We start from the raw sequence: 22618 nt of genomic DNA on the forward strand, positions 1-22618 counted from the left end.
CAAGCGCGACGAGATGATCGCCGTATTCAAGGCTCAGCAACAGGAAACCTCGCTGCTGAGCAAAAGCGCGCTGATTGGCAAATTGCTCAACAAGGCCCAGATGCTCAGCCAGATCATCGCCAGCCAGTCCGGCTTGAGCCGTGACCCTCAGGGCGATTTGCGCCAACTCAGCGAGCTGGTCACCAGCGTTACCCCGCAAGTCACCCAAACCCTGGGTGAAGGGCGGGCCATGGGCGCGTACTCCTTGGGCCAGGGGTTTCTGAATTCATCGTCCAGTACGCGCTTTGATGAACTGCTGCAGCAACTGGAAAAACTCCAGGCCGAGTACGCCCTGAAGTTGCAGGACGCACTGGGCGCCAGCACCGCCGCGCATACGGCGCTCGACCCGCTGGCGACGGCCAGCAGCGCGAGTCTCAAGCACGGCAGCGAGTTGTTTGAAGAGCAGGTGGTGATGGCCGAAACCCTCGATGCGCCGTGGCAGGGTTTTTATGAAAGCGTCAGCCAGTTGATGGCTCAAACCTACCAACTCAATGAAGCGACCCTGACGTTTCTCGAACGGCAACTTGAGCAGCGTCTGGCTCAAAAACGCACGCACATGGTGGTGCTGATCTCGGCGCTGGTGGCGGTGTTTGTGCTGATCTTTTATTTGTATGCCGGTTTCTATGCGTCGACCCGCACCACGTTGCGTCGCCTGGGGGCGATGATGGACAAGGTCGCGGGCGGCGACATGACCGTCAGCTTTGTTGCCCACAGCCGCGACGAACTCGGGGAGTTGGGCCAGGTATTCAACGGCACGGTGGCCAGGATTCATGACTTGATCGAGCGCGTCGGTCACACCGTCTGCCAGGTCGAGTGGCAAGCCGGTCAAGTGCAAGCCGTGTCGGCCCACAGCAACCAGGCGGTTTCCGGGCAGCGCAGCCAGATCGAGCAGGTGGCGACGGCCATGAACCAGATGTCGTCCACCGCCCAGGAAGTGGCGCGCAGTGCGGCGGCGGCGGTCAGCAGTGCCCACAGCGTCAACGACGAAACCGTCAGCGGCCGGGGCCTGGTGCAATCCCAGCAGGGCAGCATCGCGAGCCTGGCGTCAGAGATAGAGGCGTCAGTGCAGGTCATCAACCAATTGGCCACCGACAGCCAGTCGATCAGTGGCGTGCTCGAGGTGATCAAGAGCATCGCCGAACAAACCAACCTGCTGGCGCTGAATGCCGCTATTGAGGCGGCGCGCGCCGGCGAGCAGGGCCGCGGTTTTGCCGTGGTGGCCGACGAGGTGCGCACCCTGGCCCGACGCACCCAGCAGTCCACTGAAGAAATCGAACAGATGATCAGCCGACTGCATAGCGGTGTCGGCGCGGCCGTCAAGGCCATGGGCACCAGCCATGCCATGGCCAATGGCACCGTGGGGCAGTCGGAAAAGGTCCAGCAAGCCCTGGAAAATATCCTGGGCGCCGTCGGTATGATCGTCGATCAGAACCAGCAGATTGCCGCGGCCGTGGAGCAGCAAACCGCCGTTGCCCACGATATCGACCAGAACATCGTTGCCATCAATCGTGCGGGCGAGCATGCCGCCGAGGGCGCGCATCAGACCGAAACGGCCAGTCGGCTGCTGTCGGTGCAAGTCGTCCAGTTGAAGCAATTGATCGGCGCGTTTCGTGTGTAGGGCAGGCGCGTAGGACTTGGCCTTTGTGGGCCGTGGTGCCCGTCCTGATTTCTCTGTATGCCTTTTTTGAATGCCTGAATGGGTGAGAATTTGTTTCAACCCGTCACGGTTCAAGGGAGGCACAGCGATGGCCACTGCCATGGGGATCAAAGGGCATTGCGCCCATTGCGACATCACGTTTGAACTCAAGCCCTGGCAAGTGAATGCGATTGCCATCCACGAGCCCTTCGAATGCCCCTATTGCCAACGTACCCTGCAGTTGATATGCCCCAGGCAGTTGCGCCAGTTCAAGGCGCTGGACCACTGGGCCATGGTGGCCCCGAGCATGGTGGTATTGACCTGCTCGGTGCTGATTGTGGCGCTGGTGGCTGAGTGGGTCGGGTTGCTCAGCGTTGTAGGGCAACTCAACGTTTCGCTGGTGGCGGTGCTGATGCACTTTCTCGTGTTGCGTTACGCCCGCCATCGGCAACGGCTGACATTGAACTTGCAGGCGGTCAAACCGCTACCAGTTGAACAGCTCGCGCGCATTGCGTGCGCTCGTCTCGGCCAGCAGTAATGGGCTGATCGCCATGCGTTCGGCCAAGTCGGCGCAGATGTCCGGCAGGTGTTGCGGGCTGTTGCGCTGGCCTGGGTACATGGCGGGCGCCATGTCGGGCGAGTCGGTTTCCAGCACCACCGCGTCTAGGGGCAATCGCGCGAGTACTTTGTGCATGCGCAGCGCCTGCGGCCACGTGGCGGCACCGCCCAGGCCGAGTTTGAAACCCAGCTTGATGTACTCGCGGGCTTCCTCAAAACTGCCGGCAAACGCATGGATGATGCCACCGCGTGGCAGGCGAATGCGCTTGAGGGTAGCGATCACCGCTGCGTGGCTGCGGCGCACGTGCAGCAAGGCCGGGAGCTGGAAGTCCACTGCCAGTTTCAGCTGCGCTTCAAACAGACGCTGCTGGCGCTCGCGGTCCAGCTGTTGGAGAAAGTAATCCAGGCCGATTTCACCGACGGCGCACAGTTGCCGGTGGCCCTTCAAGCGCGTCAGCCAGTCGCCCAGCTCTGTCAGGTCGGCGGGGCGATGCTCATCGAGGTACACCGGGTGCAGGCCAAAGGCGGCGAACAAGCCTTCGTCTTCCTGCACCAGGTCCCACAGCCGTTGCCAGTTTTGCTGATACACGCCCAACACCACCATGCGCTGCACGCCGAGTTGGCGGCTGTGGGCGAGGACTTGCCGGCGATCATGGTCGAAGTCCGGGAAATCCAGGTGGGTATGGGTGTCGATCAGCTCCACGCTCAAGCCTCGTGAATACGCTGCTTGAAGGTCCGGCCGATGGCGTGCACGCCCGGTTGGTACTGTTCTTCCTCGATGGCGGCCAACGCCAGGCGCAGGGCGGTGTCGGCAATCAGCTGATGTTGCTGGGCCATGGCGTTGACCGGCAGCGGCAGAAAGTCCAGCAACTGGGTGTCACCAAAAGTGCCCAGGCGCAGCGGCCGGGATTTGAGCGGGAAGTCGTGCAGCGCGTCGAACACACCTTGCAGCAGCACGTATGAAGTGGTCACCAGCGCGTCAGGCAAATGCCCCAGTTGTTGCAGAAGTTGCTCCATCAGCTGTCGGCCACAATCTCGGCTGAAGGCCTCGCCCTGTTCGACGATGACCTCACCCGTGAAGCCTTGCAGCGCTTCATGAAAACCGGCGGCGCGCTCCTGGCTGATGCCCAGCTCGGGACGCGCACCGATCAATACGATCTGTTTGGGCAACGGTTGCAGCAGGCTGCTGGTCAACTGCTGGCAGGCCTGGCGGTCATCACTGACCACCGAGCAAAACTGCTCCGTTTCCATCACCCGGTCGATCGCAATCACTGGCAGGCCTTTGGCTTGCAGCTCACGGTAGCTGTCATCGCTGGCCGGCAGGCAACTGGCCACAAACAGCGCATCGCAGCGCCGCGCGCGGAACAGCTGCAGCAATTGGCGCTCGCTCTCGGCCTCATCGTCGGAGCTGGCGATCAGCAACTGATAGCCGCGTGCCCGTGCGCCTTGTTCCAACAATTTGGCGATCCGTGCGTAACTGGGGTTTTCCAGGTCCGGCAGGATAAAGCCCAAGGTGCGCGTGTGCCGACTGCGCAGCCCGGCCGCCTGAGGGTTTGGGGTAAAGCCATGGGCTTCAACCACCGCGCGCACCCGTTCGACGGTTGCGCTGCTGATGCGTTGTTGCGCGGCCTTGTCATTGATGACGTAGCTTGCGGTGGTCACGGACACACCGGCCAGACGTGCGATATCACTGAGTTTCAAACCGGGATTTCCTTGTTTTTTAGAGCTTGCCCCGACATTTTGTCCAATCGTAACCGATTACTGCACACGACTATTGGCTGAGCTCAAGCGCCGAGTGGCGCTTCAAGCTTGCATAATTAGCGCGTAATCTGCCATAAATTCTAGATTAAACGTTTCAGCCAGCGTATTTTTACGACGTTCGTGACTGAGTGGCTACTGCCAATTGACCACTCAGTCAGCTATTTTTGAACGCAGCCCCGCTGATTTATTCAAAACAATACCTAGTGCGCCCACCGCACTAACTAGGAGAACGGCATGCTTGAGCTCACTGTAGAGCAGATATCCATGGGCCAGGTGGCTGTGGATAAATCTGCTGCCTTGCACCTGCTCGCTGACAAACTGGTGGCCGACGGCCTGGTCGCCGAGGGTTACCTCAGTGGCTTGCAAGCGCGTGAAGCCCAAGGCTCGACCTTTCTCGGCCAAGGCATTGCCATCCCTCACGGCACCCCCGAAACCCGCGACCAGGTTTTTTCCACCGGCGTGCGCCTGCTGCAGTTCCCCGAAGGGGTGGACTGGGGTGATGGCCAGATCGTCTACCTGGCCATCGGCATTGCCGCCAAATCCGATGAACACCTGCGTTTGCTGCAATTGCTGACCCGCGCCCTCGGTGAAACCGATCTGGGCCAGGCGCTGCGCCGTGCCGGTTCGGCTGACGCCTTGCTGAAGCTGCTGCAAGGCGCGCCGCAGGAACTGGCGCTGGACGCGCAAATGATCAGCCTTGGCGTGTCCGCCGATGACTTCGAGGAGCTTGTCTGGCGAGGCGCGCGTCTGCTGCGCCAGGCTGATTGCGTGAGCAATGGTTTTGCTGCCGTGTTGCAGCAGGTCGACGCGTTGCCGCTGGGCGATGGCCTGTGGTGGTTGCACAGCGAGCAGACGGTCAAGCGTCCGGGCCTTGCGTTCGTCACGCCGGACAAACCCATGCGTTACCTCGGCCAGCCGCTCAACGGTTTGTTTTGCCTGGCCAGCCTCGGCGAAGCGCACCAGAGTTTGCTCGAACGCCTGTGTGCGTTGCTCATTGAAGGGCGCGGCCAGGAACTCGGCCGTGCCACCAGCAGCCGCGCGGTGCTCGAAGTGCTCGGCGGCGAACTGCCGCCTGACTGGCCCAGCGTGCGCGTCACCCTGGCCAACGCCCATGGCTTGCATGCGCGGCCGGCGAAGATCCTCGCGCAATTGGCGAAAGGTTTTGACGGCGACATTCGCGTGCGCCTGGTGGATGGCCCGGTGGGCGCCGTGTCGGTGAAAAGTTTGAGCAAGTTGCTGAGCCTTGGCGCCCGTCGCGGCCAGGTGCTGGAGTTTGTCGCTGAACCGACAATTGCCGGCGATGCATTGCCTGCGTTGCTCGCGGCGGTAGAAGAGGGTCTGGGCGAAGAGGTCGAGCCACTGCCGACCGTAAGTGCCCAGCCCGCCACCGTCGACAGCGAACCGGCCATCAGCGCGCCCGCAGCCGGCAGCCAGATCCAGGCCATCGCTGCCGCGCCGGGCATCGCCATCGGGCCTGCACATATCCAGATTCAGCACGTCTTCGATTACCCCCTTCGCGGCGAGTCCTCGGCCGTTGAGCGCCAGCGCCTGCAGAGCGCCCTGGCCGATGTGCGCCGCGATATCCAGGGCCTGATCGAACGCAGCCAGGCCAAAGCCATCCGCGAGATCTTCATCACCCACCAGGAAATGCTCGACGACCCGGAACTGACCGACGAAGTCGACACCCGCCTCAAGCAGGGCGAGAGCGCCGAAGCGGCGTGGATGAGCGTGATCGAGGCCGCCGCCAAACAGCAGGAGTCGCTGCAGGATGCCTTGCTCGCCGAGCGTGCCGCCGACCTGCGCGACATCGGCCGTCGGGTGCTGGCGCAATTGTGCGGCGTCGAAACCGCCCAGGAGCCGAGCGAACCCTACATTTTAGTGATGGACGAAGTCGGCCCCTCCGACGTCGCGCGTCTGGACCCGGCCCGTGTCGCCGGCATTCTCACCGCGCGTGGCGGCGCCACGGCGCACAGCGCCATCGTCGCGCGGGCCCTGGGCATTCCCGCCTTGGTAGGCGCGGGCGCGGCGGTGTTGCTGCTCGCGTCCGGCACGCCATTGTTGCTCGATGGCCAGCGCGGTCGCTTGCATGTCGACCCCGATGCCACCACCTTGCAACGCGCCGGCGTTGAGCGCGACACCCGCGAGCAGCGCCTGCAAGCGGCTTCGGCGCAGCGCCACGAACCGGCGTTGACCCGTGACGGTCATGCCGTGGAAGTGTTCGCCAATATCGGCGAGAGCGCCGGTGTTGCCGGCGCGGTGGAGCAGGGCGCCGAAGGCATCGGCCTGCTGCGTACCGAGCTGATTTTCATGGCTCACCCACAAGCGCCGGATGAAGCCACTCAGGAGGCCGAATACCGCCGCGTACTCGACGGCCTGGGCGGCCGCCCGCTGGTGGTGCGCACCCTAGATGTTGGGGGTGATAAACCGCTGCCGTATTGGCCCATCGCCCAGGAAGAAAACCCCTTCCTCGGTGTGCGCGGTATTCGCCTGACCTTGCAGCGCCCACAGATCATGGAAGCGCAATTGCGTGCGCTGCTGCGCTCGGCGGACAACCGACCGCTGCGCATCATGTTCCCCATGGTCGGCAGCGTCGATGAATGGCGCGCGGCCCGGGACATGACCGAGCGCCTGCGCCTGGAAATCCCGGTCGCCGACTTGCAGCTGGGCATCATGATCGAAGTGCCGTCCGCCGCCTTGCTCGCGCCGGTACTCGCCAAGGAAGTCGACTTTTTCAGCGTCGGCACCAACGACCTGACCCAGTACACGCTGGCTATCGATCGCGGCCATCCGACGCTGTCGGCCCAGGCCGACGGCCTGCACCCGGCGGTGTTGCAATTGATCGATATCACCGTGCGTGCTGCCCACGCCCATGGCAAGTGGGTCGGCGTGTGCGGCGAATTGGCGGCGGACCCGCTGGCAGTGCCGGTGCTGATCGGGCTGGGAGTGGATGAGTTGAGCGTGTCGGCCCGCAGCATTCCTGAAGTGAAGGCGCGGGTACGCGAATTCAGTCTGAGCGAGGCCCAGAGCCTGGCGCAAAAAGCCCTTGCGGTGGGTTCGCCCGCGCAAGTGCGAGCCCTAGTGGAGGCCGTGTAAATGGCAAAGATTCTGACCCTGACGCTGAACCCGGCGTTGGACCTTACGGTACGCCTGGCACGCCTGGAGCCGGGGGCGGTCAACCGCAGCGAAACCCTGCTGACCCATGCCGCCGGCAAAGGTGTGAATGTCGCCCAAGTGTTGGCGGACCTTGGTCATCACGTCACCGTCGGCGGCTTTCTCGGTGAGGACAATCCGCAAGCCTTCGAGGCGTTGATTGCCCGGCGTGGTTTTGCCGACGCGTTTATTCGCGTACCGGGCGAAACCCGCAGCAACATCAAGATCGCCGAGCAGGACGGCCGGGTCACCGACGTCAATGCGCCGGGGCCGCAGGTCAGTGAGCAGGCCCAGCAGGCGTTGCTCAATCAACTGACGCTGATTGCGCCGGGGCACGACGCGGTGGTGGTTGCCGGCAGTTTGCCGCGCGGCATCAGCGCGCAGTGGTTTCAGGGCTTGCTGGTACACCTGAAAAGCCTCGGTTTGAAAGTCGCCCTCGACACCAGCGGCGAAGCCTTGCGCGCCGGTTTGCAGGCGGGCCCGTGGCTGATCAAGCCCAACACTGAAGAGTTGGCCGAGGCCTTGGATTGCGCCACGGACTCCATCGCGCAACAGGCCCAGGCCGCCGAGCGGTTGCACGCTCAAGGCGTGGAACATGTGGTGGTGTCCCACGGTGCCGACGGCGTGAACTGGTTCAGCCCGGGCACCGCGCTGCACGCCACGCCGCCCAAGGTCAGCGTCGCCAGTACGGTGGGCGCCGGCGATTCGCTGCTGGCCGGGATGCTGCACGGTTTGCTCAGGGTTGATCTGCCGCAAACCACCTTGCGGCGCGCCACGGCAATTGCCGCGATGGCCGTCACACAGATCGGGTTTGGCATCAGCGATGACGCGCAGTTGGCGCGTCTCGAAAGCGGCGTCCATGTGCGCGCGCTGACAGAACAATAAGAGGGTTTGTGATGAAGTTAGCCATTGTTACCGCCTGCCCGAACGGCATGGTCACCAGTGTGCTGTGCGCCCGCTTGTTGGACGCTGCCGCGCAGCGCCAGGGCTTGCACACCAGCGTCGAAGTGGTGGACGTGCAGCACCCGGAGCGCCAGTTGTCCCAGGCCACGCTCGATGACGCCGATTGGGTGTTGCTGGTCAGCAGCACGCCGGTGGAGATGCAGCGGTTTGTCGGCAAGCGTGTGTTCCAGAGCACGCCGGCCCAGGCGTTGGCGGATGTAGACGCAGTATTGCGTCGCGGCGCCGCAGAGGCTGAGGTCTATGTGGCGACGCAGCAGGCAGCCAACACCGCGCCGCGTATCGTCGCGGTCACTGCCTGCCCCACCGGCGTAGCGCACACCTTTATGGCTGCCGAAGCCTTGCAGCAAACCGCCAAGCGCTTGGGCTACGACTTGCAGGTCGAGACCCAAGGCTCGGTGGGCGCGCGCACGCCTTTGAGCCCGGAGGCCATCGCCAATGCCGACGTGGTGTTGCTGGCGGCCGACATTGAAGTGGCCACCGAGCGCTTCGCCGGCAAGAAGATTTACCGCTGTGGCACCGGCATTGCCCTCAAACAGTCCGAAGCCACGCTCAACAAAGCCTTGGCCGAAGGCACAGTGGAAAGTGCGGCCGGCAGCGCGGTGGCGAAAAAATCGGAAAAGACCGGCGTGTACAAACACCTGCTCACCGGTGTGTCGTTCATGTTGCCGATGGTGGTGGCCGGCGGGTTGCTGATCGCCTTGTCGTTTGTGTTCGGCATTCATGCCTTTGAAGAAAAAGGCACCTTGGCGGCGGCACTCAAAACCGTCGGCGACCAGGCCTTTATGCTGATGGTGCCGCTGCTGGCGGGCTATATCGCCTACTCGATTGCCGACCGCCCCGGCCTCGCGCCGGGCATGATTGGCGGCCTGCTCGCGGGCACGCTGGGCGCGGGGTTTATCGGCGGGATTTTCGCCGGTTTCCTCGCGGGTTATTGCGTCAAGTTGATCACCCGCGCGGTGAAATTGCCGCAGAGCCTGGAGGCGCTCAAGCCGATCCTGATCATTCCATTGCTGGCGAGTTTGTTCACCGGCCTTGCGATGATTTATCTGGTCGGCCCGCCGGTCGCACGGCTGCTCACCAGCCTGACCGACTTTCTCAGCACCATGGGCACCACCAATGCGGTGCTGCTGGGCATCCTCCTGGGCGGCATGATGTGCGTCGATTTGGGTGGGCCGATCAACAAGGCGGCGTATGCGTTTTCCGTCGGCTTGCTGGCCGCTTCCAGCGGCGCGCCGATGGCCGCGACCATGGCCGCAGGCATGGTGCCGCCGATTGGCATGGGCATCGCCACGTTCCTGGCGCGGCGCAAGTTCGCCCAGACCGAACGCGAAGCCGGCAAGGCCGCGATGATTCTGGGGCTGTGCTTTATTTCCGAAGGCGCGATTCCGTTTGCGGCCAAAGACCCGCTGCGCGTGATCCCGGCCAGCATCGCTGGTGGCGCCTTGACCGGCGCGCTGTCGATGTACTTCGGCTGCAAACTGGCGGCGCCTCATGGTGGCCTGTTTGTGCTGGTCATTCCGAATGCGATGAACCATGCCCTGCTGTACTTGCTGGCGATTGTTACCGGCAGCCTGTTGACTGGGTTGGTGTATGCGCTGATCAAGCGCCCTGAGGCGGTGGAACTCACCGTAGCTGCAGGAAAGGCCTGACACCGGTCAAAAATGTGGGAGCGGGCTTGCTCGCGAAAGCAGTGTGCCAGTCAATGCAGTCGTTGGTTGACACTGCGCTTTCGCGAGCAAGCCCGCTCCCACATTTGGCGCTCCGCAATTGCCGAGTCGGTGTCACATCCGCTTCATCCCCGCGTGCTTTAGTTGACCTTTTGATACTCAAGAGGGCACCTGCATGAGCCACTTCGATCTCGGCCGTCGCCGCGTGATGCAAGCCGTCGGCGCCGGCCTGCTGCTGCCGGGCCTGGCGCCGGCGGTGATCGCGTCGGTCAAGGACCGGCCGCAACTCACCGATGGCGTGCAGTCCGGCGACCTGCTGGGCGACCGCGCGATGATCTGGAGCCGCAGCGACCGCCCGGCCAAGATGGTGGTGGAATGGGACACCCGCAGCGTGTTCAGCAACCCGCGAAAATTCATCTCGCCACTGGCCGACAGCCGCACCGACTTTACCGCCCGCGTCGAACTCACCGGGTTACCGGTCGACCAGGCGATCTTTTACCGCGTGCATTTTGAAGACGCCCAGACCGGCGTCGCCAGCGAGCCGTGGTTCGGCCACCTGCGCAGCGTGCCGCAGCAACGCCGTGACATCCGTTTTGTGTGGAGCGGCGACACCGTCGGCCAGGGCTTTGGTATCAACCCGGACATTGGCGGCATGCGCATCTACGAAGCGATGCGCCTGCGCCTGCCGGACTTCTTTATTCACAGCGGCGACACCATCTACGCCGACGGCCCGGTGCCGGCGCAGTTGAGCGTTGAAGACGGGCGCATCTGGCGCAACATCACCACCGAAGCCAAGAGCAAAGTCGCCGAAACCCTGGATGAGTACCGCGGCAATTACCGCTACAACCTGCTCGACGAAAACGTGCGCCGCTTCAACGCCGAGGTGCCGCAGATCTGGCAGTGGGACGATCACGAGGTGGTGAATAACTGGTCGCCGAGCAAGCAACTCGATGAGCGCTATCAGACCAGGGATATCAACACGTTGGTGGGCCGCGCACGTCAGGCCTGGCTGGAGTATTCACCGATGCGTCGGCAAAGCGCCGACGGCGGCGGGCGAATCTATCGCAAGCTCAGTTACGGCCCGTTGCTGGATGTGTTCGTACTGGACATGCGCAGTTACCGTGGCCCCAACGACGACAACCTGGGAGGCGAAAAACCGTTCATGGGCCGTGAGCAACTGGACTGGCTCAAGCACGAACTCAAGGCCTCAACGGCGCAATGGAAGGTCATCGCCGCCGACATGCCCATCGGCCTTGGCGTGCCTGACGGCGAGGTCAGTCCCGGCGTGCCGCGTTGGGAAGCGATTGCCAACGGCGACCCTGGCCCGGCCCAGGGCCGTGAGCTGGAGATTGCCGAACTGTTGGGGTTTTTGCGTGCCCAGCAGGTGCGTAACCATGTGTGGCTGACGGCGGATGTGCACTACTGCGCGGCGCACCATTACCACCCCGACCGGGCGGCGTTTCAGGATTTCGAGCCGTTCTGGGAGTTTGTGGCCGGGCCTTTGAATGCAGGGAGTTTTGGACCCAACCCGTTGGATAAAACCTTTGGCCCGCAGGTGGTGTTCGAGAAGGCGCCGCCTGCGCAGAACACCTCGCCGCTGGCCGGGTTTCAGTTTTTTGGTGAGGTGCAGATTGATGGGCAGACGGCGGAGTTGACGGTGATTTTGCGCGACTTGGATGGGGTCTCTGTGTTTGAGCAAAAACTGCAGCCGGCCTGACCTGCAATGCACTTAAAAACGGTGGGAGCTGGCTTGCCTGCGATTGCATCACCCTGGTGTCACTGATACACCGAGGTGCCTGCATCGCAGGCAAGCCAGCTCCCACATTTTGATCCTCGGTGTTTATGAGGGCTTAGTACACATCCCGGCGATAGCGCCCTTGCTCGATCAGGCGCTCGACTGCTTCGCTGCCCAGCACCTCATGCAGCACCTGGTCCACGCCCGTCGCCATGCCCTGCAAACTGCCGCAGACATAAATGGCCGCGCCGTCTGCCAGCCATCGACGCAGCACGTCCGCCGACTCGCGCAGGCGATCCTGTACGTAGATTTTTTCTGGCTGGTCGCGTGAAAACGCCAGGTCCAGCAGGGCCAGATCACCGCTGGCCAGCCAGCCTTGCAGCTCGTCCCGGCACAGGTAGTCGTGGGCAATATTGCGCTCGCCAAACAGCAGCCAATTGCGCTGCTGGCCAGCGGCAATGCGTGCCTTGAGCAAGCTGCGCAGGCCGGCAAGGCCGGTGCCGTTGCCCAAAAGGATCAGCGGCACTGGCGCATCTGGCAGGTGGAAACCACTGTTGCGACGCAGGCGCAGGCTGATGCTTGAGCCGAGGGCGGCGTGTTCGGTCAGCCAGCCGGAACCCAGGCCCAGGCTGCCGTCGGGGTGACGTTCCTGGCGCACGATCAACTCCAGCACGCCGTCGCTGGCAATCGAGGCGATGGAGTATTCGCGCATGCCCAGGGGCACCAGGGCGTTCACCAGTGCCTGGGCGTGCAGGCCGACCAAGTGCGCGCGGTTGTCCGGCAGTTGGCGGGTGGCCAGGGCTTGGTTGAGGGTTTGCGCAAGGCCGTCGATCAACACGCCGTCGCTGCCGGCCAGGCCCAGGCCGGCAAGGAAGTGTTCGATGGCCCACGGGCAATTGCGCGGCAGTATTTCCACCAGGTCGCCGGCCAGCCAGGTGTGTGGCGAAGGCGGTGTGAGGCCGAGCAAGTAAATGTCCGAGCCGACGCTGTCGCGGTTGAGCAGGGTGCGTCGGGTCAGGGTCCAGTTTTCGTACTGGGCGGTCTGCCAGGCGGATGCCGGCGCATGCCCGGTGAGCTGGCCCAGTTGCTGTTGCCAGGTCAGCAGCGCTTCGGTGTCGCCGCTGTCGACTTCCACAGGCGCGAACAACGGGTTGCCGCCTTGGTGGGTCAGCCAGAAATGCAGGCGCCGGGCAAAGCCGCAGAAGTGTTCGTACTGGCGGTCACCCAGGGCCAGCACCGAGTAGTTAAGGCCTTTGAGCGACAGGTCCTGGCCGAGCACGCTGCGCTCGAAACCACGGGCGCTGTCGGGCGCTTCGCCGTCGCCGAAGGTGCTGACCACAAACAGTGCATGTTCTGACTCACACAGGTCTTGCTGGCTGACACTGCCCAACGGCTGCACCTTCACCGGCAGGCCGGCGGCCTGTAATTGCCCGGCTGTCTGCCATGCAAGCTGTTCGGCAAAGCCGCTTTGGCTGGCAAAGCCGATCAGCCACGCCGGGGCGTCGCTGTGGTTGGCGCCGAGGCCTTTGCGGGCATCGCGGACCTGGCGTTTTTTGCGGCGGCGGTCGAGGTAGAGCAGCCAGCCGGTAATAAAGAACAGCGGCATGCACAGCGCACTGACGGTCAGAATGATGCGGCCTACCAGCCCGAAGTAGCTGCCGGTGTGCAGCGCGTAGACACTGGTGAGCAACTGCGACTTGAAGGTCTTGCTCGCGTAGCGGTCATGGGACTTGACCTCGCCGGTGGCCGGGTCAAGGTTGATCTGGTTCAGCGCGCGGTCGTGCGGCGATGTTTTGAGCAGGTAATACACAATGGCCGGCTGCCCGGCGACGGCCGGCATACGGATGTTGTAGACGCTCAAGCCGGGGCCGGCGTTGGCGTAGATGCTGCTCCAGATCGCGTCGTAGTTGGCCACGGGCGCCGGGCCTTCGGGCGGCGGGCCGCGCTTGCGCATGCGTTCATTTTGCGGGGCGTCGGAGAGCAGTTTGGTTACGCCCTGGTTGTACCAGTCATACGACCAATACAGGCCGGTGAGCGCGGCCAATAGGTAAAACAGCAGGCACCAGGTGCCGAACACCGAGTGCAGGTCCCAGTTGAAACTGCGGCCCTTTTTGCGCCAGTCCAACGTCAGCCAGGCGCGCCAGCTTGCCACCTGGCGCGGCCAGCGCAGGTACAGGCCCGACAGGCAGAAGAACACCAGGATCAGCGTGCAGGCACCGGTGATTTGCCGGCCGGTATCGCCAGCCGCCAGGAAGCGGTGCAGCTGCAAGATGAAACCGAACACGTCCTGGCCGACGGCGTCGCCCATGTAGTTGCCGGTGTACGGGTCGAAGTAGCGCATCTGGCCACGCCGCTCGCCCGGTGGTGCGGTGAAGAACACGCGCGCGGCGTTGCCGCTGTCGCTTTCTACCCACAGCATCGACACGGTCTTGCCTTCGGTGGCCTCCAGCTTGCGCACCAGTTCGGCAGGCGGCAGCACGCCGGCTTCGCGTTTTTCGACGCTCAAGACGGTCGGATTGAGCGCGCGCAGAATTTCATCCTGAAACGAGACCGCAGCCCCGGTGATCCCCATCAATGCCAGCACCAGCCCGGCGGTAATGCCGAAGAACCAGTGCAACTGGAACAGGGTTTTCTTCAACACGTCGGACCGCCTCGCTCATCTGGATATATAAGTCACGGCGCGCATTATGCCGTGGGCTAACGAGAAATATTCTGTTTTACACGCAAAAGCCCCACGCATCCGATGCGTGGGGCTTTGGGCCAGAAGTTGGCCGCGTTTAGAAGTGGAAACTGGTGGTCAACAACGCCGTACGACCGGCCGCCTGGTTGGCGAAGTGCGCCGCGTAAGCTTTGTCGTAGTAGGTCTTGTCGGTCAGGTTTTGCACGTTCAGTTGCAGGTCGACGTTCTTGGTCAGCTTGTAGCTGGCCATGGCGTCGTAGCGCGTGTACGACGGCACGTAAACGGTGTTGGCCGCATCGCCGTAAACCTGGTCGACGTAGAACGCGCCGCCGCCGATGGTCAGCTTTGGCGTGATGTCATAGGTGGTCCACAGGCTGAAAGTGTTTTTCGGCGTGTTGGGCATTTGGTTGCCCTTGTTGGAACCGGCAGTGACGACACCCTGGCGGTTGCCGTTTTTGCCGGGGTCAACCAGCTCGCTTTTCAGGTAGCTGTAGCCGGCGAACACTTGCCATTGTTCGGTGAGCTTGCCGCTGGCGGACAGTTCGATGCCGTCCACTCGCGATTCGCCCGCGGTTTCGTAGGTGTTGGAGTCCACCAGAATGCGCGTGTTTTTCTTCTCGGTACGGAAGATCGCGCCGGTCAGGGACAGGCGGTTGTGGAACAGGTCCCACTTGGTGCCCAGCTCGTAGTTGACGGTTTCTTCGGGTTTCAGGTCGCTGGTGTTGATGCCGGTGACGAAGCCGTTGGTTTCCTGGCCTTCACCGACCATGCCGCCGGCAGGCGATGCCGAGGTGGCGTAGGAGGTGTAGATGCTGCCGTTCTCCAGCGGTTTCCAGACCAGGCCCGCCTGCCAGTTGAAGAACTGGCTGTCGTCCTTGATTTTGCTGCGCCCCGCGGCGGCGTTGGTGTTGGCTTCGGTGTCGAAGGTGTCGTAGCGCAGGCCGAGGTTCAACAGCCATTTCGGGTCCAGCTCAAGGGTATCGAACACGTAGGCGGCGCGGCTGGTGGCCTTGGTGTTGGTGCCGTAGTAGTTGCGCGCGACGCTGCCGGTCCAGGCGTCATCCGGCGTCGGGTTGCTCAGCGAGGTGCACTGCCCGCCCAGGCTGCCTTTGGCCACGGTGCAGGTCGGGTTGGCGTTCGGGCTGACGGTGTAGCCGCTGACGCGGGTTTCTTCGCCGGTGAATTCCAGGCCGGTGGAGTACGAGTGCTTCATGCCCGCCAGCTGGAAACTGCCGAACAGGTCGGTCTGGTTGGTGGTGGTGTCGGTGGTCGACACTCGCGTGTTGGCACGGCGCCACACGGTGCCGAAACGGCTGACGTTGCGCTGGCTGTCGTCCGGCTGAGTGAGCACGTAGTCCTGGCCGGTGCTGCCATGGCGCAGGGTGTTTTTCAGCGTCATGTCGTCGTTCAGGTCGTGCTCGATGGAGAACGTGCTGATATCGGCGCGGGTCTTGCGGAAGTCGCGGTCTTTCAAGCCGTAGAAGTTGTTGCTGTCGCCGCCATCGGTGGGTTTGTCGTGCCCGTGGGCAGTGGCGGTCGGCGAGCTGTAGCCGTAGGGAATGCCCGAGTCCGGCAGGTCGTTGCTTTCCATGTGGTAGTAGCTGAAGTTGACGCGCGTCGGCGTGCCCAGGCCGAAGGTCAGCGACGGCGCAACACCCCAGCGGTCATAGTCGATGACATCGCGGCCAGCCACGTTCTGCTCGTGGCTCATCAGGTTCAAGCGGAACGCGGCGTTGTCGAGGAACTGGCGGTTCACGTCGAGCACGTAGCGGCGGGTCTGGTCGGAGCCGTAGGTGAAACCACCGTTGGTGAAGTCGCGCGCCTGTGGCGTTTTGCTCACCAGGTTGATGCTGCCGCCAGCCGAACCCCGACCGCCGAACGAGGAGTTCGGGCCTTTGCTGACTTCGATCGATTCGATGTCGAAGATCTCGCGGCTCTGGCCGCCGGTGTCGCGCACGCCGTCCAGGTAAGTGTCGCCCTGGGCATCAAAACCGCGAATGAACGGACGGTCGCCCTGAGGGTTACCGCCTTCACCGGCACCGAAAGTAATGCCCGGTACAGTGCGCAAGGCGTCCTGCAACGAGGTGGCGGCGGTGTCCTTGAGCACTTGTTGCGGCACCACGGTCACCGAGCGCGGGGTGTCTACCAGTGGCGCGGTGTACTTTTGCGAAGCGGCTTTTTCCACCTGGTAGGACGTGTTGTCCTGCTCCTGGCCGGTAATGCTGGTGGCGCCCAGGGAGATGCTGTTGCGCTCGCCTTTGTGTTCGGTGCTTTCGGCCGCTTGCGCCAATTGGGCGGCAGAGCTGGCGCTGAGTGCGACGCCGATGGCCGAAGCCAGCATGCGTGGTGAACTGGCTGGTGTTTTTAGCAGTGTGCGCGACATTGACGTGTCCCTTCCCCAAGGTTGTAAGGCCGCGGAATATAGGGTCAACAAGAGTTTCTATCAATTGCGATACATTACTATTCGCACTGAATTTACATTCTTTACACTTTTTGCTTACGGTTTTTACGAACTCGTTCGTCTCCCGCGTTTTACAGGGCGGATAAGAATCAATACCATTGGCGCCTCTCTGCCTTCAGGTACCGCCCCATGCTGCTGCACATTCCCGGCCTGTTCTCTCGCGAGGAGGTGCTGCGCATTCGCCAAGCCTTGGAAAATACCGAGTGGGCCGACGGTAAAATCACCGCCGGGCATCAGTCCGCCAAAGCCAAACACAACCTGCAATTGCCCGAGGGCCACCCGCTGGCCAAGGAAATTGGCGCGGCGATGCTCGAGCGTTTGTGGAAAAACCCGCTGTTTATGTCAGCGGCGTTACCGCACAAGGTCTTCCCGCCTTTGCTTAATTGCTACACGGCCGGTGGCAGTTTCGACTTCCACATCGACAACGCCGTGCGCCAGGCGCGGGGCAGCCATGAACGGGTTCGGACCGATCTGTCGTCCACGCTGTTTTTCAGTGATCCGGATGAATACGACGGTGGCGAGCTGGAGATCCAGGACACCTTTGGTCTGCAGCGGGTCAAGCTGCCGGCCGGCGACATGGTGCTGTACCCAGGTTCGAGCCTGCACAAAGTCAACGCCGTAACCCGTGGCGCGCGTTACGCTTCGTTCTTCTGGACCCAAAGCCTGGTGCGTGAAGACAGCCAGCGCACCTTGCTGTTCGAGATGGACGGCGCCATCCAGCAACTGACCCGCGATGTTCCTGACCATCCAGCGCTGATCCAGCTCACCGGCACGTACCACAACCTGTTGCGCCGCTGGGTCGAGGTCTGACGTGGGCTTTTTATTGCGCCGTGAAGAAGTGCTCAACGTCGAGCAACTGCAGAGCATGCTCGACGATTCCCCGGTGCGCGCCGCCCAGGCGATTTTGATGGCAGCCAAGGCGGGCGTGGTTGATGCCCAGGCCTTGCTGGGACAAATTCTGCTGGAAGGGCGCGGCATTGCGCGCGATGAAGCGCTGGCGCTGCGCTGGTTCCAGATCGCCGCCAACGGCGGGCAGCTGATGGCACGCAATATGGCCGGGCGTTGCCTGGAACATGGCTGGGGCTGCGCCGTAGATGAGGTGGCAGCTGCGCGGGAGTATCGCCTGGCGGCAGAGGCCGGGTTGGACTGGGGCCAATACAACTATGCCAACCTGCTGGCCACCGGTCGTGGTGTCGACGAAGACCGACCGCAAGCGCTGGGGTTTTATCGGCTGGCTGCAGAGCAGGGCCACGCCAAGTCGATGAACCTGGTGGGGCGTTATTTGGAAGACGGCCACTATTGCCCGAGGGATTTTGAGGCGGCTGTCGAGTGGTATCGGCGCTCAGCCGAAGGCGGGGATTTTCGCGGGCAGTTCAGTTATGCCGCGATAGTGGCTGACCGAGGTCGAATCGACGAGGCATTGGCGTGGCTGCGCAAGGCGCTGGCGGGCGGCAATCTGAAATTTTTGCGAACGGCCCACGCTGCGTTGGCCGCAGCCACTGACCCACAGGTTCGTGCAATGGCCGAGGCCTACCAACAGCGCGCCGCGAGCCTTTGCTGACCGATAAAAAAACCCATGACATGTCATGGGTTTTTTGTGTGCGAATTGCTTACACGTAGTAAGACTTCAACGGTGGGAAGCCATTGAATTCCACGGCGCTGTAGCTGGTGGTGTACGCACCGGTCGACAGCCAGTACAAACGGTCACCAATCGCCAGGTTCAGCGGCAGGCCGTACTTGTAGTTCTCGTACATGATGTCGGCGCTGTCGCAGGTAGGGCCGGCGATGACCACTTCTTCCATCTCGCCTTTCTTCTCGGTCCAGATCGGAAACTTGATGGCTTCGTCCATGGTTTCGATCAGGCCGGAGAATTTGCCCACGTCGGTGTATACCCAACGCTCGACGGCGGTGCGGGATTTACGCGCAACCAACACCACTTCGCTGACCAGGATGCCGGCGTTGGCGATCAACGAACGGCCCGGCTCCAGGATGATTTCCGGCAGGTCGTCGCCGAAATCTTCCTTGAGGAAGCGGATGATTTCTTCGGCGTAGGTTTCCAGGCTGTTGGTGCGGGTGATGTAGTTGGCCGGGAAGCCACCGCCCATGTTGATCAGCTTGAGGTGGATGCCGTCTTCTTCCTTGAGGCGTTCGAAGATCACTTTGACCTTGGCAATCGCCGCGTCCCACACGCTGATGTCGCGCTGCTGCGAGCCGACGTGGAAAGAGATGCCGTATGGCACCAGGCCCAGGTCACGGGCGAGGATCAGCAGGTCCATGGCCATGTCGGTCTGGCAGCCGAATTTGCGCGACAAAGGCCAGTCGGCCGTGGTCGAGCCTTCGGTGAGGATACGCACATAGACTTTCGAGCCCGGCGCGGCCTTGGCGATGTTGCGCAGGTCGGCTTCGGAGTCGGTGGAGAACAGACGCACGCCCTTATCAAAGAAGTAGCGGATGTCCTTGGATTTTTTGATGGTGTTGCCGTAGCTGATACGGTCGGGGCTGACGCCACGGTCCATGACCTTGTCCAGCTCGTAGATCGAGGCGATGTCGAAGCTCGAACCCTTGTCTTTCAACAGGTCGATGATCTCGACGGCAGGGTTGGCCTTGACCGCGTAATAGACTTTGGCGAATTCGAAACCGGCGCGCAGGTCATCGTAGGCCTGGCTGATCATCGCGGTGTCGATCACCACGAACGGGGTTTCTTGCTTGTCGGCGAACGCCTTCATTTTGTCAAAAGTGGCGCGCGCGAAATAATCTTCGACGTTGATCGACATGCTGGGAACTCCTAAGGGCAAACTAATTTGATCAATGGGTGCAAATGAACGTCCTCCGTATCCCCACTTTGGTTCGCCTACTTCCCAAGGCATGTCGCCGAAAGCAAAAAGGCCACGGGAATAACCGCTTCCCTTGGCCTTGCTGTCTCGTCGTCAGTACTTGAGCCGGATGGATCGTTTCCAGCATGGACGTTCGGCGCGAACTTTAGGACGTGAGGGGCCATAGATCAACTAAAAATGTCGCGTTTTTGCACGCGTTCGTCGCAGGACCTCGTGCAGCTACTTATGTAACCGACCGGTGTGACGGATTGATGTTCCCCGGGAGGGCCAAATCGGTGGGATTTCCCTGACTCACCAACGGGCAAATGTGGGAGGGGGCTTACCCCCGATGGCGGTGTGTCAGTCACTTCATCAGTCACTGATCCACCGCTATCGGGGGCAAGCCCCCCTCCCACCTGTTGCGCTGTGTTATTTCAGGTCAGGCCAGCGCAGTCTCGGCAGGCGAGACAATACTGGTCTTGCCCCCACGCGACTTACCGGAGCTCAGGTACTCGGCAATCGACTCCTGGGTCACTTCACCGAGGAACACGCGCTCCGCGTCCATCACCGGCAACCACGAGCGGTTGAACTCATACATGCGCGACAACAGGATGCGCAGGTGCTCGTCGTACGCCGCCGTGGCGTTGAACTCGCGCAGGTACTGGCCGCAAGTACCGGTCTGACGGTGCAGGTCGCGACGTCGTACATAACCCAGCGCCTTGTTCTCGGCACAGGTGACCACCACGTAGCGACGGTCCGTTTCGTCCATCAGCTCCAGGGCTTCGGCCACCGGGGTTTCCGGGCTCACCGACGGGGCGTTGTCCGCCGCGTCTTCGGCTTTCACCAGCAGCAGGCGCTTGAGGGTGCTGTCCTGGCCGACGAAGTTGCTCACGAACTCGTCAGCCGGATGCGCCAGCAGCGTGTCCGGGTGGTCGATCTGCAGCAGCTTGCCGGCACGGAAGATCGCAATCTTGTCGCCCAGCTTGATCGCTTCGTCGATGTCGTGGCTGACCATGATCACGGTCTTGTTCAGCGCGCGCTGCATCTCGAAGAATTCGTTCTGGATCATCTCGCGGTTGATCGGGTCGACCGCGCCGAACGGCTCGTCCATCAGCAGCAGCGGTGCATCGGCCGCCAGGGCACGGATCACGCCGATGCGCTGTTGCTGGCCGCCCGACAGTTCACGTGGGTAGCGATGCAGGTATTGCTTGGGTTCCAGCTTGATCATGCTCATCAACTCGCGGGCGCGGTCGTGGCATTTCTGCTTGTCCCAGCCGAGCAGTTTGGGCACCACCACGATGTTTTCCTCGATGGTCATGTTCGGGAACAGGCCGATCTGCTGGATCACGTAACCGATGTTGCGACGCAAGGTCACCTCATCCAGGTCGGTGGTGTCTTCGCCGTTGATCAGGATCTTGCCCGAGGTGGGCTTGATCAGGCGGTTGATCATTTTCAGCGTGGTGCTTTTGCCGCAACCCGAGGGGCCGAGGAACACGCAAATCTCGCCTTCATTGACGGTCAGGCTTACGTCGTTCACGGCAGATACGGTTTTGCCGTTGCTTTGAAAAGTCTTGGTCAGGTTTTGAAGTTCGATCATTTGAGCAGTCCTTTTGGAGTCAGCGAGCGTTGCAGCCATTGCAGAAGCAGGTCGGCGAAGATGGCCAGAAGACTGACCAGCACGGCGCCAACGATCAGCATCGACATGTCGCTGCGGCTGATGGAAGCCAGAATAAGTACACCCAGACCACCGGCGCCGATGGTGGCGGCAATGGTCATCACACCAATGTTCATCACCACGGCGGTGCGCACACCGGCGAGGATCACGGGCACGGCGATGGGCAGTTCAACCATGCGCAGGCGCTGGCCGAAGGTCATGCCGATGCCTTTGGCGGCTTCGCGAATGCCCGGTTCCACGCCCGTCAGGGCCAGGTAGGTGTTACGCATGATCGGCAGCAGCGAGTAGAGGAATACCGCGGTGATCGCCGGCATTGGCCCCAGGCCCTGGCCGAACTTGGAGTAGAAGGGCAGCAGCAGGCCGAACAGCGCGATCGACGGCACGGTCAGCAGCACGGTGGCGCTGGCTTGCAGCGGGCCGGCCAGGGTCGGGAAGCGTGTCATCAGCACGCCCAGCGGCACGCCCACGACGATTGCCAGAATGACGGCAATGCCGACCAGGGTGATGTGCTGCCAGGTCAGGTGCAGGACCTGGGCCCAATCAAGATGGGAAAAGGCGTTCAGAAATTCCATGTCTTCTCCTCTTATTGGCTGATGGGATGTTGGCGCAGGAAGTCTGCGGCCACGGCGGACGGGCTTTCATGGTCAACGTCGACTCGCGCGTTCAGCTGGCGCATGGTTGCGTCGTCGAACAGCGCGGCCAGTGGTTTCAGGTCGGCGGCCAGTTCAGGGTGAGCGTTGAGATAATCCTGACGCACCACCGGCGCGGCGGTGTAGTCCGGGAAGTAGTGTTTGTCGTCTTCCAGCAGCTTCAATTTGAAGGCGTTCAGGCGACCGTCGGTGGTGTAGACCAACCCGGCAAACACCTGGCCATTACGCAGCGCGGTGTAGACCAGGCCGGCGTCCATCTGCCGGGTGTTTTTACGCGTGAGGTTCATGTCATACAGCTTGACCATGCCGGCCATGCCGTCGGAACGGTTGGCGAACTCGGTGTCCAGGGCCACCAGGCGCGTGCCTTTGGTTTTCTCGGCCAGGGCTTGGGTCAGGTCGCTGATGCTGTTGATCTGCGGGAATTCCTTGGCCACGTTTTCCGGCAACGCCAATGCGTAGGTGTTGCTGAATTTCGACGGGGAGAGCCAGACCAGGCCTTTTTTCGCATCGAGTTCTTTGACTCGGGCGTAGGACTGTTCGCTGTCGAGCTTCTCGTCCACATGGTTGTAGGCCACCAGCGACACGCCGGTGTATTCCCAGATCAGGTCCAGTTGCCCGCTTTCCTGGGCACTGCGCGCCAGGTTGCTGCCCAGGCCGCCGGTCACGCGGGTGTCGTAACCCTTGGTGCGCAGGTACTGGGAGGTGATTTCGGCGAGCAGCGTCTGTTCAGTGAACACGCGGGCGCCGATGCGGATGACGGGTTTTTCGGCGGCTTGCGCAACACCTGCCAACAGCAGGACGCAGCCTAATATCAAGCTTAACTTTTTCAT

16 protein-coding genes are annotated in these 22618 nt (G+C 62.2%); 8 read left to right on the plus strand and 8 right to left on the minus strand.

What is annotated here, in order from left to right:
* Positions 1 to 952: 952 nt before the first annotated feature.
* The gene (locus C4J83_RS31015; RefSeq protein ID WP_372239316.1) at positions 953 to 1657 is read left to right on the plus strand and encodes a methyl-accepting chemotaxis protein; all 705 of its coding nucleotides are present in this window, start codon (positions 953 to 955) and stop codon (positions 1655 to 1657) included.
* A gap of 127 nt (positions 1658 to 1784) precedes the next feature.
* Positions 1785 to 2213, plus strand: a complete 429-nt coding sequence (locus C4J83_RS04205; protein ID WP_124416411.1) for a hypothetical protein — start codon at positions 1785 to 1787, stop codon at positions 2211 to 2213.
* Here C4J83_RS04205 and C4J83_RS04210 read toward each other — a convergent pair.
* Both C4J83_RS04210 and cra read right to left on the minus strand, forming a co-directional pair.
* Entirely contained in the window at positions 2160 to 2936 is a 777-nt protein-coding gene (locus tag C4J83_RS04210; protein WP_124416412.1) for a TatD family hydrolase, read from the minus strand. The genes C4J83_RS04205 and C4J83_RS04210 overlap by 54 nt on opposite strands.
* Before the next feature lie 2 nt (positions 2937 to 2938).
* Positions 2939 to 3934 (minus strand): catabolite repressor/activator, encoded by a 996-nt coding sequence (gene cra, locus C4J83_RS04215; protein WP_124416413.1) that lies wholly within the window; start codon positions 3932 to 3934, stop codon positions 2939 to 2941.
* A 294-nt stretch (positions 3935 to 4228) separates the two neighbouring features.
* Here cra and ptsP point away from each other — a divergent pair, with 294 nt between their 5' ends.
* The 4 genes from ptsP (at position 4229) to C4J83_RS04235 (ending at position 11491) form a co-directional block, all read left to right on the plus strand.
* On the plus strand, positions 4229 to 7087 hold the full coding sequence (gene ptsP, locus C4J83_RS04220) for a phosphoenolpyruvate--protein phosphotransferase (RefSeq protein ID WP_124416414.1): 2859 nt from the start codon (positions 4229 to 4231) through the stop codon (positions 7085 to 7087).
* Positions 7088 to 8029, plus strand: coding sequence for a 1-phosphofructokinase (gene pfkB, locus C4J83_RS04225; protein ID WP_119736551.1), 942 nt, complete (start codon positions 7088 to 7090; stop codon positions 8027 to 8029). It begins immediately after the preceding gene.
* Between the two features lie 11 nt (positions 8030 to 8040).
* Positions 8041 to 9756 carry a PTS fructose-like transporter subunit IIB gene (locus C4J83_RS04230; protein ID WP_124416415.1) on the plus strand — a complete coding sequence of 572 codons (1716 nt, stop codon included), beginning with the start codon at positions 8041 to 8043 and terminating at the stop codon, positions 9754 to 9756.
* A 193-nt stretch (positions 9757 to 9949) separates the two neighbouring features.
* Complete coding sequence (locus C4J83_RS04235) at positions 9950 to 11491, plus strand: alkaline phosphatase D family protein (RefSeq protein WP_124416416.1); 1542 nt, start codon at positions 9950 to 9952, stop codon at positions 11489 to 11491.
* A 133-nt stretch (positions 11492 to 11624) separates the two neighbouring features.
* Here C4J83_RS04235 and C4J83_RS04240 read toward each other — a convergent pair whose 3' ends face one another.
* Entirely contained in the window at positions 11625 to 14150 is a 2526-nt protein-coding gene (locus tag C4J83_RS04240; protein ID WP_124416417.1) for a PepSY domain-containing protein, read from the minus strand.
* Between the two features lie 136 nt (positions 14151 to 14286).
* A complete protein-coding gene (locus C4J83_RS04245; protein ID WP_106578623.1) occupies positions 14287 to 16572 on the minus strand; it encodes a TonB-dependent receptor in 2286 nt (761 codons plus the stop codon).
* A gap of 207 nt (positions 16573 to 16779) precedes the next feature.
* Here C4J83_RS04245 and C4J83_RS04250 point away from each other — a divergent pair, with 207 nt between their 5' ends.
* Both C4J83_RS04250 and C4J83_RS04255 read left to right on the plus strand, forming a co-directional pair.
* Positions 16780 to 17460, plus strand: coding sequence for a Fe2+-dependent dioxygenase (locus C4J83_RS04250; RefSeq protein WP_106578624.1), 681 nt, complete (start codon positions 16780 to 16782; stop codon positions 17458 to 17460).
* A gap of 1 nt (position 17461) precedes the next feature.
* Positions 17462 to 18211, plus strand: coding sequence for a tetratricopeptide repeat protein (locus C4J83_RS04255; protein ID WP_124416418.1), 750 nt, complete (start codon positions 17462 to 17464; stop codon positions 18209 to 18211).
* A 49-nt stretch (positions 18212 to 18260) separates the two neighbouring features.
* Here C4J83_RS04255 and C4J83_RS04260 read toward each other — a convergent pair whose 3' ends face one another.
* The 4 genes from C4J83_RS04260 to C4J83_RS04275 all read right to left on the minus strand — a co-directional run bounded on the left by C4J83_RS04260 (position 18261) and on the right by C4J83_RS04275 (position 22618).
* Entirely contained in the window at positions 18261 to 19424 is a 1164-nt protein-coding gene (locus C4J83_RS04260) for a type III PLP-dependent enzyme (protein WP_017138295.1), read from the minus strand.
* Positions 19425 to 19902: 478 nt separating this feature from the next.
* Positions 19903 to 21060, minus strand: a complete 1158-nt coding sequence (locus tag C4J83_RS04265) for an osmoprotectant ABC transporter ATP-binding protein OsmV (RefSeq protein WP_053131666.1) — start codon at positions 21058 to 21060, stop codon at positions 19903 to 19905.
* Positions 21057 to 21710 carry an ABC transporter permease gene (locus C4J83_RS04270; RefSeq protein ID WP_027604864.1) on the minus strand — a complete coding sequence of 218 codons (654 nt, stop codon included), beginning with the start codon at positions 21708 to 21710 and terminating at the stop codon, positions 21057 to 21059. The genes C4J83_RS04265 and C4J83_RS04270 overlap by 4 nt, the downstream gene beginning before the upstream one ends.
* An 11-nt stretch (positions 21711 to 21721) precedes the next feature.
* Complete coding sequence (locus C4J83_RS04275) at positions 21722 to 22618, minus strand: glycine betaine ABC transporter substrate-binding protein (protein WP_124416419.1); 897 nt, start codon at positions 22616 to 22618, stop codon at positions 21722 to 21724.

The organism is Pseudomonas sp. LBUM920 (genome assembly GCF_003852315.1).
Lineage (GTDB): Bacteria > Pseudomonadota > Gammaproteobacteria > Pseudomonadales > Pseudomonadaceae > Aquipseudomonas.